We start from the raw sequence: 18784 nt of genomic DNA, 5'->3' as shown, positions 1-18784 counted from the left end.
TATTTTAAAATTAATTTTTAATTCGTTACGGAATTGGTCGCAAACCTTGGCTACCACTGTAAATATTACCAGATTTTAACCCGGTCTTTTGGTGCCAAATACATGCCATCCCCGGCAACAACACCGAATGTATCATAGAATTCTTCTAGATTTTTAGGCTGTACATTTGCCCGCAGCACATTAGGCGCATGAACATCCGTCGCTAACCGTAACTGTTGATATTGCGTTGTCGCCGCCATCCGCCAAATTCGAGCCCAGTTGATGAAAAAGGCCCGCAAATCTGGATCTGCTGTTTGTTTGGTTGCTTCCAGCGCACAACTTAAGCCGCCGGCATCGGCAACATTTTCAGAGACGACTAATTTACCGTTAACTTTACCCCCGGCAAATGGCAAGCCATCAAACTGATCAATCGTCGCTTGGGTCAGCTGCTTAAACTTGGCATAATCTGCTTCCGTCCACCAATTATTTAAATTCCCATATTCATCAAACTTCGCCCCATTATTATCAAAGGCATGAGAAATTTCGTGGGCAATCACGGCGCCAATCCCACCATAGTTCTCACTAGCTGTCTGTTTTAAACTATAAAATGGCGCCTGCAAAATGGCTGCTGGGAAAGTAATGTCATTTTTAGAAGGATCGTACATGGCATTCACCATTTGCGCCGGCATCCCCCACTCCGTTCGATCCACTGGCCGATTGAAGCGATCCAAATTATCTTCTAAAACAAGACGGCTTAAGTTTTCTAAATTTTCGTATAACGATTTATGTTCATCAATATGAAATTTTTGATAAATCGCTTTAATTTTTTCAGGATAACCGACTTTAATCACGATTTTATCCAGTTTGACAATGGCTTTTTCTTTTGTATCGGCACTCAACCAATCATTTTGAGCCAACCGTCGTTTATAAACCGCAATCATCGTTGTCACCATCTGAGTCACATCTGCCCGGGCTTCCGGACCAAAATAAGTTTTGCCATAATAATCCCCGACCACTTGGCTAAACCGATTGGTGGCTGTGTAATAAGCTGCTTTTGTCTGAGACATTGCCACTTTACTACCAGAAAGTGCCCGGTGATAAATACCACCAGTTTGCCGAAAATCTTCAGATAAACTACCGGCACTGCCGAGAATAACCCCTAGATACAGCCAGCTCTTAAGGTTTTCAAAATTTTCATCTGTCAAAATTGCATCAATATTTTGATAAAAATTCGGTTCTGCGACAATGACCGCTTCAGGGGTTGCCTGAATTAAAGTCGTCACTAACTGCCCTAAATCTAATTGCGCACTATAGTGGCTAAAGGTGGCAAAGTCAACCGGATTGTACATGCTCGTATAATCTGCCCAATCTTCGGCACTTTTAACATAAGGTACGAGACTGCGATCAAAGGCCAAAGCCTGTTTTAAGGTGGTTTGAGCTGTCGTTTCAGATAAACCAACCATTTGCAACAGCTTCAAGCTCATCTGTTCAAAAACTGCCAATAACTGCTGACCATTTTCGTTATCCGCTTCATAGTAAGGTTTGTCTGGCAAATACAAACTTGGCGCAAACGCATAAACTACATTTTTGGCAGTATCTTTCATATCTGCATCAACTTGCAACCCAAATGGCGTTGGCAAATCTTTATACCAATCTGGTAATTGTTGGGCCAAATCCAAATAACCTTCTAAGGCTTGGACCCGATCCAATTCGCCTTGAATTGGTTGGTAACCTTCTTGATCCCGCCGGTCAAAATCTTTAGCCAGTCGGTATAATTTCACAACTTCAGCCATTAAAGGATTGTCATAAGTCTTCGTACCTGCTTCAAAAGCAGCCAAATCTGCCATTAACTTTTTTTCCACATCATCAGCTAAATCCGCAAAGCCGCCGGTTGTTGCTTTATCATCTGGAATGACAGCCGTTTTAGCCCATTGCCCGTTAACCGCTTCATATAAGTCATTACGATAAGCTGTATTATTCTCCATTGTCATGTCTCCTTTAGTTGAAAAAATAGGCGTGTTGCGCAAAACTTACGTTCAGCCTCAACTCGCCTAAGGTTATTTGTTTAATAATGATTATGACCGGACCACAATTACAGAACATGGGGCATAACGCACCATGTAAGAAGCTTGTGACCCAATATCATTCGGGTTATTTTTACGCTCAGAACCAACTACTAATAAGTCCGGTTTAAACATTGGAATAATTGAATCAACAATTGTCCGGCCAGGCTTACCTTCGCTTAAATAAGGTGCAACTTCCAGTACGCCGAAGTTTTTAGCTTTTTCCACATAAGTTTCCAATAAGTGGGCTACCGCTGTCCGTTGATTGCTCAACACGTCCCGGGATAATGTTTGGAAAATATTCAAATCCCCGGTTTCTAAAATAGAAACGATCCCTAATGGTAAATGGAACATCTTAGCCATGGTACAAGCGTATTCAAATGCAGGCCGAGAAGAACCAAAATCATCACTATCAACGGCCACTAACACCCGTTCATATCTATGAATCTGTACTTCAAAATTTTCTAAATCTGCCATTACATTTCACCCCTATATTCATTATAACAACTATTGTTCGTCATTTTGCCCTTTATTTTCAACAAAATATTCTTTATACCGTGGCACATAGTTGTGGAACATGTATTTCAACAGTACCCAACGTTTTAAAGACATATCTTTTTTGTAGAAAACAGTGGTGCCATAACGATTGGTATCAATTAATTCCAAAGCTTCTTGCTTGTAAGCATTATCTGCAACATAACGTTTAAACACTTTCGTCGGTACCCCTAGCCAAAGCATGTGTTTGGCCTTATTTTGGTTCCCATAAACCGTTGCTCGATCGCTTAAAGTATGGGTTACATAGTCGTCTACTAAATAGCTGGCTAAATTATACCCATTCAAAGTCACGAAGAAACTACTGCGACCTTGGCGCAAATTAATTTCAAAAATCTTAAACGTCTTATCCCGGCGATCATATTTCATATCAAAATTCGCAAAACCGGTATAATTGATGTCTTCTAAAAATTTCTGCACCATATCGTATAATTCTTGATTAAATTCTGGCAAAATCGCCACATAATTACCAATGGCGGCGGGTGTTGGATCTTCCAGCAACGGATGGCCCAAACACATCATCTTAACTTGATGGTTCTGATCCACATAGGCATTCAGCACCCGCATGTTGGAATCATCCCCAGGAATATAATCTTGCAAAATCAAGTCAGAATTATAGCCATTTTCATAAATTTTAGTGACCACTTCATCATATTCGGCTTGATCATGGATAATAAAGGCTTTCTTACGGCCTTCAAAATGAATGTCTAACCATTCCACACTGTTCGCTGGCTTTAAGGCCACTGGAAATTCAAATGGGACATCCAAGTCTGTCTTTGTTGTGTACATTGTCTTACTAATCACCTTTGTCTTTGGATAAGGCAGATTATACTGTTCACAGACTTTATAAAAGTTTTCTTTGTTGTTGAGCTGCCGCAATAAATCATAATCAATATACGGGCAGACAAATGTTTTTTCTAAAAAATCTTTGTGCTTGGCGATAAGTTCCGCATAGCCATCCCCCATCGCAATTAAGATGACGGGTTCTTGGTGGTCCGCATAGCGCTTGGCAACTTCGGTCATAACATTGATAAATACGGGATCTTCTTCAAAACCATTATGAAATTCCAAATCAATGATTTTTGAATACCGTGTTGGCGCGAGAGGGACTGCCGCAAAAGCTTTGACGCGCTTACCATAAGCTTCATAAAAAGAACGGGCCATCCCGTAGGCATTAATATCACTGCCTAATAAAATAGGTGTAAATTCTAAATTTTGTTTCATAACTCTCCACTATTCTTATTCAATTTTCAATATTTATTAAGTTCCACGTCTCAAATTATAACATATTCCTAAAATTCACGAAAAACGCATTTCAGCTCAAAAATTAGAAATGCTATACTAATAGTAGAAATTTTACATATCGAGGTTATAACTATGCCTAATTTTCAACTACAATTGCAAATCTATCATGATAAACTCAGCATCCGTGAATTAGATTTAGCCGACTATTTGACTAAAAATCAAGCCGAAGCCAGTCGCCTATCTATTTCCAAACTCAGTGAAAAAACAGGTATTTCAATCGCTACAATTTCCCGGTTTGCTAAAAAACTAGGTTACACGAATTTCCAAAGTATGCGGGTGGCCTTAACCCAAGATCCGGAAAATCCGGTGAAGTTATTTGAAGAAATCGATCTTAACGATTCCACCTTAGCCATGGCCCAAAAGATGTTTACGTCTAATATAGAGGCTTTAAAAATGACCGCGATTAATTTAGATAGTGATGAATTAAAAACGGCGGTCAAATTGATTATCCAATGTCAGCGTTTAGGCATTTATGGTTTAGGTGCCAGTAATATTGTGGCTTTAGACGGTTATCACAAATTTTTAAAAACAGCGATTAATGTGCTCTATGCCGCCGATTATCATATGCAGCTGATGAGCATTACCCATCTCTCTTCAAAAGATGTGGCAATTATTATTTCTCAATCCGGCGAAGATCGGGATGCTTTAACATTGGCCAACACCGCCCACAAACATCACGTGCCGCTGATTGTAATCACCAGCGTGCCAACCTCTCGACTGGCCCGATTGGCAGATGTGTATTTTGTTTCCGTAGCCGAAGAATCCCGCTACCGCACCGAAGCATTGCATGCGCTCATTGCTCAAATGAGTCTGATGGATACTTTATTTATGGTGAGTGCGGTGAATACCGATGAGAAAACAGCTTTATTATTCCAAGAAATTCAGCAGCAAATCAAAAAAACACGCCATTAACGCCGACAAAAAAGCCAAGGCCCCCTGTGTATCAGGTGCTGACCTTGACTTTTTTATTATGCCTGAGCCGCTACCTTGTGGACGTCAGGGATAAATTCTGGTTTTTCTTGATCGATGAAATAGACACGATACCAAACTAAGAACGTATAAACCGTCCAAATTTTACGGCGATCATCGTTGTGTCCACGATTGTGATAATAATCATCCACCATTTTTAAAATAGCGGGACGGTCAAAAAATTCAGTGACAAAATCTTCTGAGAATAAAGCCCGAATCTCTTCATAAATTGGTTTGTCATGGAGCCAAGCACTAACCGGCACCGGAAAACCTAATTTTTCCCGTTGTGCCCATTCTTTTGGTAAATGACGATTAGAGGCTTCTCTTAAAGCATATTTACTGCCCTCTGAGTTTAAAAGATACTTGGTAGGAATCCCTTGGGCAACTTTGGCAACTTCTTTATCCAAAAAAGGCACCCGTAATTCCATGGAATTTGCCATGCTCATCTTATCGGCTTTTAACAAAATATCTTTTGCCATAAACTGATGAATATCTAAGTACTGCATCTTTTTGACCTCATCATCATAATGCCGTACTTTTTTATAACTCTTTTCAACGATTTGTTCCACTGATTCACTGGAACGATACGCTGGCTTCAAAATTTGACCGGCTTCATCTTCATTAAAGATCCGTGCTTCACCAATAAAGAATTCCTCAGCTGGAGCCGTTGCTTCATATAAGTGCAGCCGACCATGGAAGTTAGGCACCCGTTTTAGACCATGGGCAATTGATGCCCGAACACCTCGAGGCAACCGTTTTAAGCCTTGGGCAAAGATCCGAATTGCCTTGGAGTGCGAATGCCAACCGTAATTGGCATACCCCGCGAACAATTCGTCTGCACCTTCACCTGACAAAATAACGGTTACTTCTTTACTAGCCAATTTTGTTAAAAAGTAAAGCGGTACAACAGAAGGATTAGAATCTGGTTCATCTAAGTAATATTGAATAAGTGGGAAATTCTTAAACGCTTCTTGTGAAGTAACCACGTCATTTTTATTTTTTAGCCCTAGTCGATCTGCCAAAGCCTTAGCCGCAATCCCTTCATGATACTTCTTGTCATCAAAACCGATTGAAAAAGTATGTTCTGGCCGTAAAAGTGCTGTAATATAGCTGGAATCTACCCCACTGGACAATAATGAGCCAACTTCCACATCACTAATACGATGGGTTTCCACAGAATCCTTGATAGAAGCATCAATGGCATCAACGGTTTTTTCAAAGGATAAATGATTTTCTTTGAAATCCATATCCCAATATTTTTTAATGGTTAACTGATCGTCTTTTAGTGTAAAATAATGGCCTTCCGGAATTTGATAAACATTTTTAAAGAAGGTCTCGGCTAATGCGGAATACTGGAAAGTCAAAAATGGCCGTAAAGCTTCTTTGTTCAATTCTTTTTTAAATTTTGGATTTTTTAAGAAAGATTTGATTTCTGAACCGAACAAAAAAGTGCCATCTTGATGATAATAATAAAGTGGTTTAATCCCAAAGAAGTCCCGGGCACCTACTAATTCTTTTTTCACATCATCCCAGATCGTAAAGGCAAACATCCCCCGCACTTTTTTAAGCAGACCTTCGATCCCATATTCTTCATACCCGTGGAGTAAAACTTCGGTATCTGCATGCGTTGTAAACTTATGTCCCGCTGCAATCAAATCCGCACGAATCGGCTGAAAATTATAAATCTCACCATTAAAGATAATAGCTTTTGTTTTGTCTTCATTTAAAATTGGTTGATCGCCACCCTTTAAGTCGATAATACTTAATCGACGGAAACCTAAGGCGACTTCATCGTTCACATATTCACCTGAACTGTTGGGACCACGATGTTTAATCATGTCCATCATCTCAGTAATTACAGGTTTTTTATTTAGGATTGTTTTATCAACAAAACCAACAATTCCACACATAACTGAATTCCCCTTTATCTATTTAAAAATACGAGTGTGACTTGAATTGTAAAAATTAGTTAAACTTAAGAACGCTTAACATTATAAAATTCTAACAAATCTTGTCAAATAAGAAGACTTAGTTTCAGAAAATTTTTACAGTCACAAGTTCTATTGTAATACGCATCCCGACATAACACCATGATAGCTTGTACCAAGTTAGAAAAGTCTAATCTATTTGTCACAAAAGCGTTTCCGTCTATCGTCTGATGTTGTCAAAATTCATCGTGTTATAATAACTAAAAGTAAGCTGTTTTTTGAAAATAAACTGCGTCACTCAGAAAGGAGTGCCCCCATGCGACGTTCACCTCATTTCTTACGGGGCATCTTATTTTTAGTAGGTGCCTTATTATGTGTTTTAATAATTTTTATTGAATTTACCCATGGTATCTTAGGCATTGGGCCAATCCGAGTAATGAAATTATGGCTGTTAGTGGCCATCTTTTTGGTCCTTGCTTTACAATCATTTCGAGGCTAACTATTTGTAAAATTCATTATAAATAAATTCGCCAAATTTACTAGCTTTTTGACTGAAAAAACGTGCGCCAAAGTATGCTGAACTAAATATAAACAGCAGTCAAGTCAAAATTTAACGTTGACCTAGCTGCTGCTATTTGGATAATTTAATTTTCATTTCTAAGCAATGCTATTGTAGGCTTACTGCTTTTTAACTGCTCGTTCTGTCTACCCTGCAATCACCTCACAACGCTTCACTTTCGGGCCCTTCTTCTGAAAGAATCCAACGAATATCGCTGACAAAATGCTGATCCTTTTTCAAAATGATTTCTTGATTTGGTGCTGTATCTAATGTTGCACTAATCAGCGTATTATCATTTTTGTATTGTTCAGACGTAATGATCGGTGTCGGGTCACTCGTCGTTAACGTTGCGGTTGCAGTGGGCAGGCCATGTAAATGTAACTGCGGCTGATTCAGTTCTTGATTGTCACTATCTTTAAAGGCCCCTAATTGCGCTTGAAGCTGCCAACGTTTTGGTTTGGTCGTGCTATTTGCAATATCCAATGCCGCTTCGGTCCCTGAAGTTGTAGGCAGCTGGCTCACACCATCATAGATTTGACTGGCTTTAACCCCATTAAATGTGAAACTTGGCGCGCTTCTAAAGGTCAATTCTTGGTTCCCTTCATCTCCTTCAGAATCCGGTATCAGTTTTAACGAAGCATAATTACTCGCTAAATTAATAGTTGTTGACTTTCCATCCTTTATCTTTATAACGATCCCTATCTTTAGTTGTACAGCCATCTGCTGCGTCCCCGTTTTCCCGGCAAAATCTTGAATAATTTTGTTTGTTCCAGGGATAACGAGGGGTTTGATATCCCGTAGATCTGCTAAATCGTTTTGCTTAGCATTTGTATCTGAACCAAATGATTTGCCCCCATTAAAAGAAATCCTCTTATTTTTACTAACTTTTTGATAAACCCACTCGGCATTTACTTTTTGAACTTTAAAATCCTCCCCTTCACTGCCAAAATACACTTGGCGCACCCGCTCTAATCCGGCCACCTCATGCCAAGTAATGCCTTTTGTTGTGGCTTCAGATACCGTCGTTGTTTTAGCTTTTAATCCGCCAGCATAAACTGTTTTAGTTGCTTTTAAGTCACCTGCCTGTGCATTAAGCACAATAGGTATCCCCGGATTTTCAGTATCTTCGTTAACTTTCGCTGTTGATTTACCAGCTTTCATCACACCATCAGAGATGGCAATCTCCACATCACGGCCAACATTCGAACTGAAGATTACCGGATTTTTTTCATCTTCTTGATCCGTTGGATTTATCGGCGTATGCCAGCGAACTTCACTAGTTGACTCAAGGGGTGTTAAAAGCCCCTTTAGCTCATAGTCAAGGCCACTCCAAAGGACATCTTCAGATTTAATACTTAGTTGTTCCGCCGGCACCTCATCTTTAACCACGTTCACCCGGGCTAATTTAGAATACACTGTATTACCCGCATAACCATCTAACGCAAATTGAAAGAAATGCACACCTGGTTCTAGATTTTGTTTCCCATCTTTGCCGAAAGTCACATCATATTTATGTTTTCCAAGAATCCCATCACCCTTAACGACATCAGGATGTTCTTTTTTAACAAAAGAACCATCTTTTTGTAATGTCCATTGTGTGATCTTTAACCACGGATCTTGAACTGGCCCAGCATTACCGATCGATCGCATTTTAAAGTATACAGGGGCGCCATAAGCAACATATTGATTTTTTTCTGGTTGCTTTGTAAACCCTGGATAAACAAGAGCTGATAGCAATATACTGTCAAGTAGTCCCCCTACGCCACCTAATAATGAGCCTCCATTATGGCTGGGTTTTGTGGCGTCTTTTGGCGGTGTCACATTAACCGGAATTTCAGTTTGCCTTTTTGTTGCCGCATCTTCATTTTTTTCTGCTGCTTCTGTTTCTTCTACTTCTCCCGCTTCAGAATTTTCATCAGCTACCGTTTCAGATTCAATTATTGGCGGTTGAAGCACATTATTATCTGTAGGCGCTTCCGGCGTTTGAGGTGTACTTTCAGTATTCCCATCAGTCTCTGGCATTGACGGTAATGTCTGGGTATCCTCAGGATGCACCGGGTCTGGCGCTGAATCTGGCGTCAAATTCGGAACAGTATCGATCTCTACGTCACTTGCGGCGCCGCCTTCATTTTGGCCCAAAGCCGCTGCGGGTGTTGCCGGTATTTGAGGGGCAGCCACTTGAGCCGCCGTTACTTCAGGGACAGTTGTAATCACACTGCTGAATAGCAGCGATGTCATTAATAAGATAGAAACTTTTTTTGAGTGCTTCATTGGGTGCCTCCTTTATAAAATCTCAGCTATTCATTAAGCTTTGTTTTTGCGTCGTCTAATTAAGAAAATCAATAAGCCAATCCCTAACGTAAGCCCAACACCCAACAGTAACCAGAATAAGCCAGAATGGCGGTTATCTTTCACTAATTGTTTTGTGATTTCTTTTTCGTCAGTTGCTTTAATGGTAAATGATTTTTGTAAGTGGAAAGTTTCAGCTCCAGAAACGACTGTCATTTTTAAAGTGTAACGACCTGGCGCTAACGTTTTATTATTGGTTGTCATAATGTAGTTCATTGTTGAGTTAGGCGCCATTTTCAAATTTTTATCACGTTGCGTTAGTATTGGTGTATCTTGTCCTTTTTTGAAAAGTTTTGTCGTCAAATAAATTTCACCAAACATAACGGGTTGGCTATTATGCACTGTGGCCGTTAACTGTGGCAGCCCGCCAACTGCCTGCAGTTGAACTTTAGTTAAGTGTAGTTCTGGCAATAATGTATCAGCCATTTCACCTTTAAAGATGACAGGGATCGTCATTGAAAATTTGTTGTTTAAGGCCATCATCTGTTTTGAAGTGTCCGATTTATTGAGCCGTTTTACATGAACACTGCCTAAAATGGTCCCTTTGATTGGTTCTTTAGGTGTGTGGACATGATAAGTGAGTACTTGTTTTTGTCCAGGTGCAATAGAGAATTTTTGAATGACTGCTTGATCTTTGAGCATATCTGGTAAAGCCAGCTTTAAGCTTTTATCTCGAGGTGTTTTTGCGGGTAAGTAACTAATGCCGCCTTGATCTTGAGTTGTGGCCGTTAACAGTCTTGCTTCAAAGTCCAAAGTCTCATTTCGATTTAAGTTTTCTACCATTGTATTGATCGTATAGTCATGATCAGGTATTGGCTGGTAAGCAAAGAATCCAGCTTCTGGATCTGTCTGTTCTTCCGAATAGACATTTCTAATGGTAAACTCAGCGCCTGATGCGGCCGAAGCCTGTTGTGGTAAAACTAAGAACGCTACAAAACCTAGGGCAAAAGCGACAATCCATTTTTTTAAAGACATTTTTTTACTCCTTTATACGAAATCTGTAAAAGCCAATTAATTTTCTAATATATTAGTTTTATTAAGGAAAAGACCGCTATAAAGGTCTTTTCCTTTAAAAGCCAATTATTAAAGTTTATCCGCTGCCGGTTGATCGCCAACTAGATCCCAAGTTAAGTCAGAAACTAGTTTTTCTCCAGCTTCAACTACTAGTTCATTATTTATCCCTAGGCCTAATCTGCTATCTGTGCCGTTGAAGTTATAATTTACAGTACCGTGCGTCGTGCCATCACTTTCAGCAACAGTTTGTGCTGTGCCCGTATCTGAAACCGTAATCGCATTAGATGCATGCCAAGCTCTAACATTAGATGATGGGGCCGGTGTCGCACCATGTTCACCTTTAACGGCAGCTAACTTCATAGCCGCATTTTTTAATGTGCTGGTTGTGCCTTTGAATTCAGACATTGATAAACTTAAAGTCCAATCATCTTGCCCAAGCCGTGTATCAGAAACACTTAAGGCATCAGATACGCCTTCAGCAGGCCGATTACTGAAACCGTTATAAAGATTAGAAGCACCGAGCGTTCCAAAATTAAAAGATGGTGCTGATAAAAGCATTAACTTATTGCTTGGCACCGTGGAACCGCCGCCGTTATTGTTGTTATCGCCATTCCCGTCTGGATTGCCGTCGCCATCTGTATCGCCGTCATTACCGTTGCCATCTGGATTAGGTTTCCAGTTGCCATCACCGTTTTCATCTGTACTATCGTCTACACCTAAGTTTAAGGTTGCTGTTGTTTTTAGTTCCTGTTTTTCATCATCTGCTGCATGTACCGCCGTTGCAGGTGCCAAAGCAAGTGTTGCCAATAGGGAAGTTGAGAAAAGTAAAATAGACATTTTTTTCATTTTGTAAGCCTCTTTCTTTCTTGTATATTAGTTTGTGTCATCAACGGAAATCAGTGTATCTAATTTAGAAAACGGTGTCAACACGACAAAATCATAAAACGGAATAATAACTTTGAAAAAATGAAAATGTAAACAATTAAATTTTGTACAATTCAATTGAAAACAATTTAATTGTATCCCGATATAACAGCTTTTTGAAAGCTGTTTCTTTTTTCAAGCTTTTCAGAATTAAATTATTGGATCAATTCATAAAATAAAAAAATATTTTTTTGATTTTTTTAAAATTTACCTCTTTTTTGACGTTTTTTGATCAATTAGCCGACAAAAAAGCTCAGTCCAAATTGCTGGACTGAGCTTTTTTTGATTTTATTTAGTTACATTTTACGTATTTTTCTTAAATCTGCGGATGACCTACTTACCACGCAATAGGCCGATCACACTTTGGCCAATGGGCATTTCAGCATCGGTTAAGACTTGAACTTGACCGCCAAAGGCCAAGGTAACTACAGCAATGTCATTTAATAAATTATGGGCTGCGGCTTTAGGACTCTTTGTATCTACGTTCATATCCAGATCAATTACACCGTGTTCTACCGTATTTTCACGGATAATCACTTGGCGTATTCGCCCTTCGATGGCCGCCTGGACAACGTTATCCACCCCTGAAATTTCCCGACCGCCTGAGCGTGCATTATCCAATTCTTGTAAAACACGCGCTTTTACTTGAGCTTTAAATTGGTCATTAATCAGCTGTTTCAACTGATTCAAGGCAGCTTGATCTAATTTAGCCGCCACTTTTGTTGTCCGAATGTCCGCTTCTAACATACCGTTTTTAGAAATACTGCGGAATTGATCTTGAATTTCATCACTACCGACTAACACTAACGGCACATGATCTAATAAAGTGAACTTCTGTCGAATATATTGATCCACCACCCTTAAGTAATGGGCCACATGGTCGTTACTTCTAGGTGTTGGTGCTGCTGGACCGGAGTAGACGGCATTGCCACTATGCTCTGCAGCTTGGGCTTCAGCCGCACTGAATGCAGGATCAGAAATTGTTTTTTCAAAGTTCGTTGGCGCTTCAGCTGGTAGGTCAACCGCCTTAATTAAGCCGCGCCGAACTTGATAGAAACTAAAACCGGCTTTATTTAAATGGACCAAATCATAATCAAAGTTATATTGTGCATTTTTAATAATGGGTAGAATATATAAATTTTTTGAAACATAGCTTTGATCTTCTGGTGCTAGCGTCAAATAATATTTGAACACATGGGTTTTGCTGGCAATAACCGCTAAGCCTTGATAGCCATTACGTCCGATTTTTCTTTCTAGCCCTACCATATCAAATTCTTCTTGATAAGCTGGCCATTCCCGTTTTGGGTAAGCTGCTATGAAATCTTTTTGCGCCTGAGCCACGAGCTTTTTATACTGTACTTTGTCTAATTGTAAATTGGTATCATTGGGATGAATGGTCATGAATATTGAAATATAAGGTCCTTCGCCCTCTCTTGTCACATCCATGACTAATTTCTTTAAATCATCGGTTAATGCCATTCGAGTCAAGCCTCCGTATAATATTTAATAGTATCAATTCTACCATTATTATTCTGAAAATGTGGAACGATTCGTAATTTTTATTGAAAATCGTACGTTAAGTCTAAAAAGTGTACAATTAGGAGTAAGTCGTTAGGGGGTTTAAAAATGGATTTAGATCAATTAAAAGCATTACCTAAAGTTGAATTGCATTGTCATTTAGATGGCTCACTGTCCTTGCCTACGATTCGGCGTTTGGCTAAATTGGCAAACATTGCCGTACCTGAGGATGAAGCACAATTACGACAGCTTACACAAGTCACTGGGCCTGTTCCGGATCTAATGACTTATTTAACAAAGTTTGATTTTGTAGCACCATTACTGCAAACTGAAGCCGCTTTAGAAATTGCCGCTTATGATGTGTTGCAACAAGCCGCTTTAGAAAACGTCCGGTATATGGAAATCCGCTTTGCTCCAGCGTTTTCTGTGCAACAAGGACTAAGTTATCAAGCTGCGATCCAAGCCGTTTTAGTTGGTATGGCTAAGGCAAAACAGGCTTTTAACATCGAGGCTAGTTTGTTGGTCTGCGGAATGCGTCAGCAATCTAATGCTCAAAATATCGCTGTCTTTAAAGCCGCTAGTCTGTTCAAAAACCAAGGCTTAGGCGGTGTAGACTTCGCCGGTAACGAAGCCGATTTTCCACCTGCCGTTTTACAGCCCGCTGCTGATTTTGCCCAGCAGCAACATTTGAATTTAACCTTTCATGCGGGCGAATGCCACTGTGCCCATAACATTTATGAAGCCATCCACCTGGGCGCCCGTAGAATCGGCCATGGAACTGCACTCGCTGATCAACCAGACTTAGCGCAACTCATTAAAACAACCAATACGTGTTTGGAACTATGTTTGACCAGTAATTTACAAACAAAAGCGATCCAAACGATTGAAGCTTATCCTTACCCTTTAATTGTGGCTCAAGACTTAGCCGCCTGTATCAACACGGATAATCGGACCGTTTCCAATACAACCTTAACGAAAGAATATGCCCTTTTCCAAAAATATTTCCACACGGATCTGGCGACTTTTTTGAATTTTAATTTAGCAGGCATTGAGGCCGCTTTTTGCACACCGCAGTTAAAAACTGCGCTACGCCGTGAATTTAAAGGCATTTATGCAAAATTTAGTTGACAAATCTATTTAAATTGTGTAATTTTAAATTGTAAACAATTTAATTTGCACCTTGAAAGGAAGTTTTCTTAATGGCTACAATTTATGATTTTAACGAAACGCGAATTAATGGCCAAACTGAGCAGTTAGACAAGTATAAGGGCAAAACTTTATTAATTGTAAATACGGCGAGTAAATGCGGTTTTACACCTCAATTTGAAGGTTTAGAAAAACTCTATCAAACTTACAAAGATCAAGACTTTGAAATTCTAGGGTTCCCTTCAAATCAATTTCTACATCAAGATCCTGGTAGTAATGATGAAATTTTAGAATTCTGTCAAATGAACTACGGCGTTTCTTTTCCTATGTTTGAAAAAAGCAATGTCCGGGGTAAAGACAAAAATCCACTTTATGACTATTTAGTTGAAAATTCAAATGGTAAAGCAATCAAATGGAATTTCACAAAATTCCTAGTGAATGCCGACGGTGAAATTGTCGCCCGTTTTGAACCAAAGGATAAACCTGAAGCAATGGTTCAAGATATTGAACGTTTATTACAACATTAATTTAAAGTGAACAGTACTAGGATCTGGGACCAAAGTTTATTTGGGCGTGGATCCTTTTTTGTTATATTACCTTAAAATTTACTCATTTTTTGCTCATACTATCTAAAAATAATCATAATTCTTAAAGGCTTGTTTTTTAAGAAAAGCCTTGTGGTCATTGCATTTTAATCCAATTTTACAATATTAGTCATTATTTTTCGCTCGCAGACTATTCATAATTATTACATGAATATTCACTTTTTATGCCGACTTTCATAAAACTTCGTTGTTATAGTAGTCAACATAAGGAGTTGATTAATATGTCAACAAAACAACACGAAAAAACTTACACTGAAAAAGAAACCGAAATTATCCCCACCTTACTATTCGAAGTAAATTATCCAAATATCTTCGCCGTTACTGAAGCAGGCCATGTGGTCAAAGTAGAAGTGACAGACAAACAAAAAAAAGACCCACTTTTTTGGAACATCCTTGATAAAATCAAAAATGCCAAAATTTGGGTCCCACTTTCTAAAATGCAACATCAACTTTATGATAATGATTGGTTTGCCTTAGATTAGGCCGCTATTTTTAAACTTTTCTCTGTGAACGATTTAAAAAACAACAACAAAACCGTGGTCTTTAACGGCCACTTTATAAATATAAAACGCTTATTGCTGCCGCTTTTGCCATGCATCAATGGCATAAGCCGCAATAGCCAAACTCATCGCAGCATCTTTAGAAAGATGCTGCTTGATTTCTGCTAGATCAACGATCGCTGCTGCTGCACCTAAAACTTCTAACCCATAGGTCAAAATATTCAAATCAACTTTAACTTGATAAGTATCCTTAATTGAAGTTTCGTGATTATAAGTAAAATTCAGTTCGCCTGAAGTGAGCGTACCATCTAAATGATTGATCATAATTCGATCTTTAATTTCAGTCAATTTATGACGACCTTCTTCAATGGTAAACTTATGATCAGATTCTGCTTGATCGTATTGATCTTCAGTCATATCAAAGTACGTAATAATCGGTTGTTGGAAAATTTTTAGCGCATCAATAATTTTAAAGATTTGCTTTTTATCTAATTTTGTGCTACGATCAGCAATCCCAGTCTTATGTGCCTCTAGCCAATCTGCTAATTTTGCAATTTCTCCTTGTTGCATACGTTACCTCCAAATAGTTCGATCGAGTTTTACTGCTGTGAAAAATTTATCCTATATCCGTTAAAAAGTCCAGCCAAACAAGGTATAATTAAGTTAGTTAAGAATTTCTTAAGTCTTTTGAAAGGACGTGAAGCTGCTATGTCAAAAAGTGACAATTTAAACTTGCCGATTTATGATAATCGGGGTAAGCCGCTAGAATTAGCTTATCACGTCACCTACACCTTACGTTTAAAGAACGGCTATATTTTAGCCCTTAAACCCGGTGAGCATATCGTTAGAATGCCCAACCTTTTAGCTACAGATGTTAAGCGTCGTGCCTAGCACTGTTACATCTATATATGGTCGTTACAAAACTGCGTCTACATCTTAGATGCAGTTTTTTGTTGTCTAACTAAGACAGTGGCTGGGACAAAACTTACATTTTGTTTCAGCCACTGCCGTTGTGATGCTTATTTATTTTTTAATATCAGTTACTCTGGTTTTTGATTGTCAGCATCTGTTTTAACAATCAAGACATCGCAGAGCGCATTTTGATTAACATATTCCGTAACAGAGCCTACCAATACCCGAGCCATTGCACTTAAACCAGTAGCCCCTATCATGATTAAATCATTCTTATGATCTTTAGGGAAATCTCTAGAGATAACGGTTTTGGGATTACCAAAACGGACGTGAATCGAAATGTCCTCTTCCGCCATGTCATTTTTATGACGAATTTCATTTGCTAGATTCTCCAAATAATCTTGAGCATCTTCAGAAATTTGGTAAATGGCATCCCCAGAAAGCATACCTCCATAACCACCGATAAATTGTTTTGTGTCTAACACATTCAAAATATCAACATGGGCATGGTTCATTTTAGCTACGTGAACTGCCTTTTTCAAAGCTAGTTCCGCTTCTTTAGACCCATCAACAGGCACTAAAATATTATTATATTCTTGTAACATCGTGATCATCTCGCTTTCTTCTCTACATATATAAGAATAAGCTACTCACGGACGCAATTCAAGAAAATACTGATATCTAATACGCAGAAACGCAAAAAAATCATCTTTATTGTACATTAACTTTTAGATTGTTGTAGAATTTATTAGAATCCACTATCCATACAAAAAATGTGCTAATATTTAAGATGAATCACTTTTAACTCATTAAGGAGGAACTAAACACTATGTTGGACAAGCAACGTGTTTTGCCACTTGAAAAAGGCATTAATTTCCGCGAATTAGGCGGTTATTCTACAATAGACGGACGTCACGTAAAGTTTCAAAAAATTATTCGTTCTGCAAAACTCAGTACTTTAGATAATAAAGATTTAACCTACCTCAAAGATTATGGCCTAATCACAGATATCGATTTTCGTTCTCAAGAAGAAATCACAAAAGAGCCCGATAAACTACCCACAGGGACGACTTATCGGCACTTACCCGTATTTGCCACTGATTTAACCGAAAACTCTAAATCCCCAGAAATGATTGAACATGAAATCGCCCACGTCGCTGGTGCAGGCCATGACCGGATGATTGAAGTCTACCAAAACATGATCGTCCAAAAAGGGGCACAACAAGCCTACCGCACTTTTTTTGAAGAACTTTTAAAAAATGAGCAAGATAATCAAGCTGTTTTATTCCATTGCACCGCCGGTAAAGATCGGACAGGTATTGGCGCCTTCTTCTTCTTAAGTGCCCTAGGCGTCGCTAAAAAAGCCATCGCTCAAGATTACCTGCTAACCAATACCACTTATCGACCTGAAACAGAAGCCCTAATTAAAAAGGCCAGTAACGCCAATAGCTCCCCTGAAATGATTGATAACTTACGGGACCTATTCTCAGTGCACATCGACTTTTTAAACGCCACAGAACAAGAAATTAAGCACCTGGCAGGCACACCGATTAACTATCTCAAAGAAATTATTGGTCTATCAGATACCGATTTACAAGATCTAAGAAAAATCTATTTAACCGATTAATATTTTACTAGGAGATCATATTATGAAACTCTATCAAGCATTAACTCAAATAACCATCGATAACCACCTTGTAGACACTTACACCAACTACACCGTTACCGTTCATGCAAAACGGCCCTTAAACTATCAACCAACCGAACTCTACGCCTATATTGAATCCGTCCTAGCACCCGGCTCATTCCATCAAGAAAACAACCTGCGTTACGTCACCGACCCATCCTTCATCAGCAGTAATTACGATTTCCATGCAAATCAATTCACCGCACAATTCACCGCCTTTGAAGACAAAGTCGCCTTTAGCCAAAAAGTCGTTGACGACCTAAGCCGACACCTTTCAATTAACCTAGATCAAGAAAAAAATGAACTCCAACTCATCTTCGTAGATTAGTAAAAGAGCGTGAAGCCTCATGGGTTGCCTTCGCGTATAACCTAGAATCTTGCAGGGTGTCGTCAGACACACAAGAGATTTGTAGTTATACAAGAAGACAATGAGGCTGAACGCGTTTCAAAACCAGAGCGTGAAAGGGCACGGTTTGACTTTGAGCATAACCTAAAATTACGCCGGAAGCCCGTTCTTGGCTTACAAGTAATTTGTAGTTATGTGAAAAGTCAGTGACCTTGAACGCGTTTATGCAGAGCGCAACCAAAGACGGGTTGATTTTGAGCATAGCCTAGACTAACGCCGTGAGCGGGCTTCGCTTACAAGTTAGACGTAGCTAAGCGCAGAAATCAGTCTTTGGGAACGCGTTTCAAAACCAGAGATAATATGAAATGACCCCCTAGATTGCCAATTCGGGGATTCAGGAAGATAATGTTTATAACCAAAACAAACAC

General features: G+C 39.1%; 18 protein-coding genes. 8 read left to right on the top strand and 10 right to left on the bottom strand.

Translation table 11 applies throughout. The features are described from left to right. Positions 1-65: 65 nt before the first annotated feature. From EKM93_RS09810 to EKM93_RS09800, 3 genes are all read right to left on the bottom strand, one after another. The gene (locus EKM93_RS09810; RefSeq protein WP_191988495.1) at positions 66-1964 is read right to left on the bottom strand and encodes a M13 family metallopeptidase; all 1899 of its coding nucleotides are present in this window, start codon (positions 1962-1964) and stop codon (positions 66-68) included. Positions 1965-2054: 90 nt separating this feature from the next. Then, positions 2055-2519, bottom strand: coding sequence for a universal stress protein (locus EKM93_RS09805; protein WP_125715417.1), 465 nt, complete (start codon positions 2517-2519; stop codon positions 2055-2057). A 30-nt stretch (positions 2520-2549) separates the two neighbouring features. After that, a complete protein-coding gene (locus EKM93_RS09800) occupies positions 2550-3818 on the bottom strand; it encodes a carboxylate--amine ligase (protein ID WP_125715416.1) in 1269 nt (422 codons plus the stop codon). A gap of 153 nt (positions 3819-3971) precedes the next feature. On the opposite strand from EKM93_RS09800, the gene EKM93_RS09795 reads away from it, so the two are divergent. Next, on the top strand, positions 3972-4811 hold the full coding sequence (locus tag EKM93_RS09795; protein ID WP_125715415.1) for a MurR/RpiR family transcriptional regulator: 840 nt from the start codon (positions 3972-3974) through the stop codon (positions 4809-4811). A 56-nt stretch (positions 4812-4867) separates the two neighbouring features. Here EKM93_RS09795 and asnB read toward each other — a convergent pair whose 3' ends face one another. Continuing rightward, positions 4868-6778: an asparagine synthase (glutamine-hydrolyzing) gene (gene asnB / locus EKM93_RS09790; protein WP_125715414.1), complete on the bottom strand. Its 1911-nt coding sequence runs from the start codon at positions 6776-6778 to the stop codon at positions 4868-4870. Positions 6779-7112: 334 nt separating this feature from the next. Between asnB and EKM93_RS09785 the strand changes: the two genes are divergently transcribed. Then, a complete protein-coding gene (locus EKM93_RS09785; protein WP_125715413.1) occupies positions 7113-7295 on the top strand; it encodes a hypothetical protein in 183 nt (60 codons plus the stop codon). A gap of 222 nt (positions 7296-7517) precedes the next feature. On the opposite strand, the gene EKM93_RS09780 is transcribed toward EKM93_RS09785, so the two are convergent. The 4 genes from EKM93_RS09780 to EKM93_RS09765 all read right to left on the bottom strand — a co-directional run bounded on the left by EKM93_RS09780 (position 7518) and on the right by EKM93_RS09765 (position 13121). Beyond that, positions 7518-9626: a hypothetical protein gene (locus EKM93_RS09780; RefSeq protein ID WP_125715412.1), complete on the bottom strand. Its 2109-nt coding sequence runs from the start codon at positions 9624-9626 to the stop codon at positions 7518-7520. A gap of 33 nt (positions 9627-9659) precedes the next feature. Further along, the gene (locus EKM93_RS09775) at positions 9660-10679 is read right to left on the bottom strand and encodes a DUF3324 domain-containing protein (protein WP_125715411.1); all 1020 of its coding nucleotides are present in this window, start codon (positions 10677-10679) and stop codon (positions 9660-9662) included. A gap of 108 nt (positions 10680-10787) precedes the next feature. Further along, on the bottom strand, positions 10788-11564 hold the full coding sequence (locus EKM93_RS09770) for a WxL domain-containing protein (protein ID WP_125715410.1): 777 nt from the start codon (positions 11562-11564) through the stop codon (positions 10788-10790). A gap of 411 nt (positions 11565-11975) precedes the next feature. Then, entirely contained in the window at positions 11976-13121 is a 1146-nt protein-coding gene (locus EKM93_RS09765; protein ID WP_125715409.1) for a baeRF6 domain-containing protein, read from the bottom strand. Between the two features lie 147 nt (positions 13122-13268). Between EKM93_RS09765 and add the strand changes: the two genes are divergently transcribed. From add to EKM93_RS09750, 3 genes are all read left to right on the top strand, one after another. Continuing rightward, positions 13269-14288: an adenosine deaminase gene (add, locus tag EKM93_RS09760; protein WP_125715408.1), complete on the top strand. Its 1020-nt coding sequence runs from the start codon at positions 13269-13271 to the stop codon at positions 14286-14288. Positions 14289-14359: 71 nt separating this feature from the next. Continuing rightward, entirely contained in the window at positions 14360-14833 is a 474-nt protein-coding gene (locus tag EKM93_RS09755; RefSeq protein WP_125715407.1) for a glutathione peroxidase, read from the top strand. Between the two features lie 299 nt (positions 14834-15132). After that, positions 15133-15393 carry a hypothetical protein gene (locus EKM93_RS09750; protein WP_125715406.1) on the top strand — a complete coding sequence of 87 codons (261 nt, stop codon included), beginning with the start codon at positions 15133-15135 and terminating at the stop codon, positions 15391-15393. 90 nt (positions 15394-15483) lie between these two features. On the opposite strand, the gene EKM93_RS09745 is transcribed toward EKM93_RS09750, so the two are convergent. Next, positions 15484-15981, bottom strand: coding sequence for a hypothetical protein (locus EKM93_RS09745; protein WP_125715405.1), 498 nt, complete (start codon positions 15979-15981; stop codon positions 15484-15486). A gap of 138 nt (positions 15982-16119) precedes the next feature. Here EKM93_RS09745 and EKM93_RS09740 point away from each other — a divergent pair, with 138 nt between their 5' ends. Further along, positions 16120-16302 (top strand): hypothetical protein, encoded by a 183-nt coding sequence (locus tag EKM93_RS09740; RefSeq protein WP_125715404.1) that lies wholly within the window; start codon positions 16120-16122, stop codon positions 16300-16302. 149 nt (positions 16303-16451) lie between these two features. Here the strand turns inward: EKM93_RS09740 and EKM93_RS09735 are convergent, their stop codons facing one another. Beyond that, positions 16452-16928 carry a universal stress protein gene (locus EKM93_RS09735; protein WP_125715473.1) on the bottom strand — a complete coding sequence of 159 codons (477 nt, stop codon included), beginning with the start codon at positions 16926-16928 and terminating at the stop codon, positions 16452-16454. A 224-nt stretch (positions 16929-17152) separates the two neighbouring features. Here EKM93_RS09735 and EKM93_RS09730 point away from each other — a divergent pair, with 224 nt between their 5' ends. Next, complete coding sequence (locus EKM93_RS09730) at positions 17153-17950, top strand: tyrosine-protein phosphatase (RefSeq protein ID WP_125715403.1); 798 nt, start codon at positions 17153-17155, stop codon at positions 17948-17950. 22 nt (positions 17951-17972) lie between these two features. Beyond that, a complete protein-coding gene (locus EKM93_RS09725; protein ID WP_125715402.1) occupies positions 17973-18338 on the top strand; it encodes a hypothetical protein in 366 nt (121 codons plus the stop codon). Positions 18339-18784: the final 446 nt, after the last annotated feature.

It is taken from the genome of Agrilactobacillus yilanensis (assembly GCF_003946725.1).
Lineage (GTDB): Bacteria > Bacillota > Bacilli > Lactobacillales > Lactobacillaceae > Agrilactobacillus > Agrilactobacillus yilanensis.
Note: the sequence above shows the minus strand (reverse complement) of the source record. Positions and strands in the feature narration are given on the sequence as shown.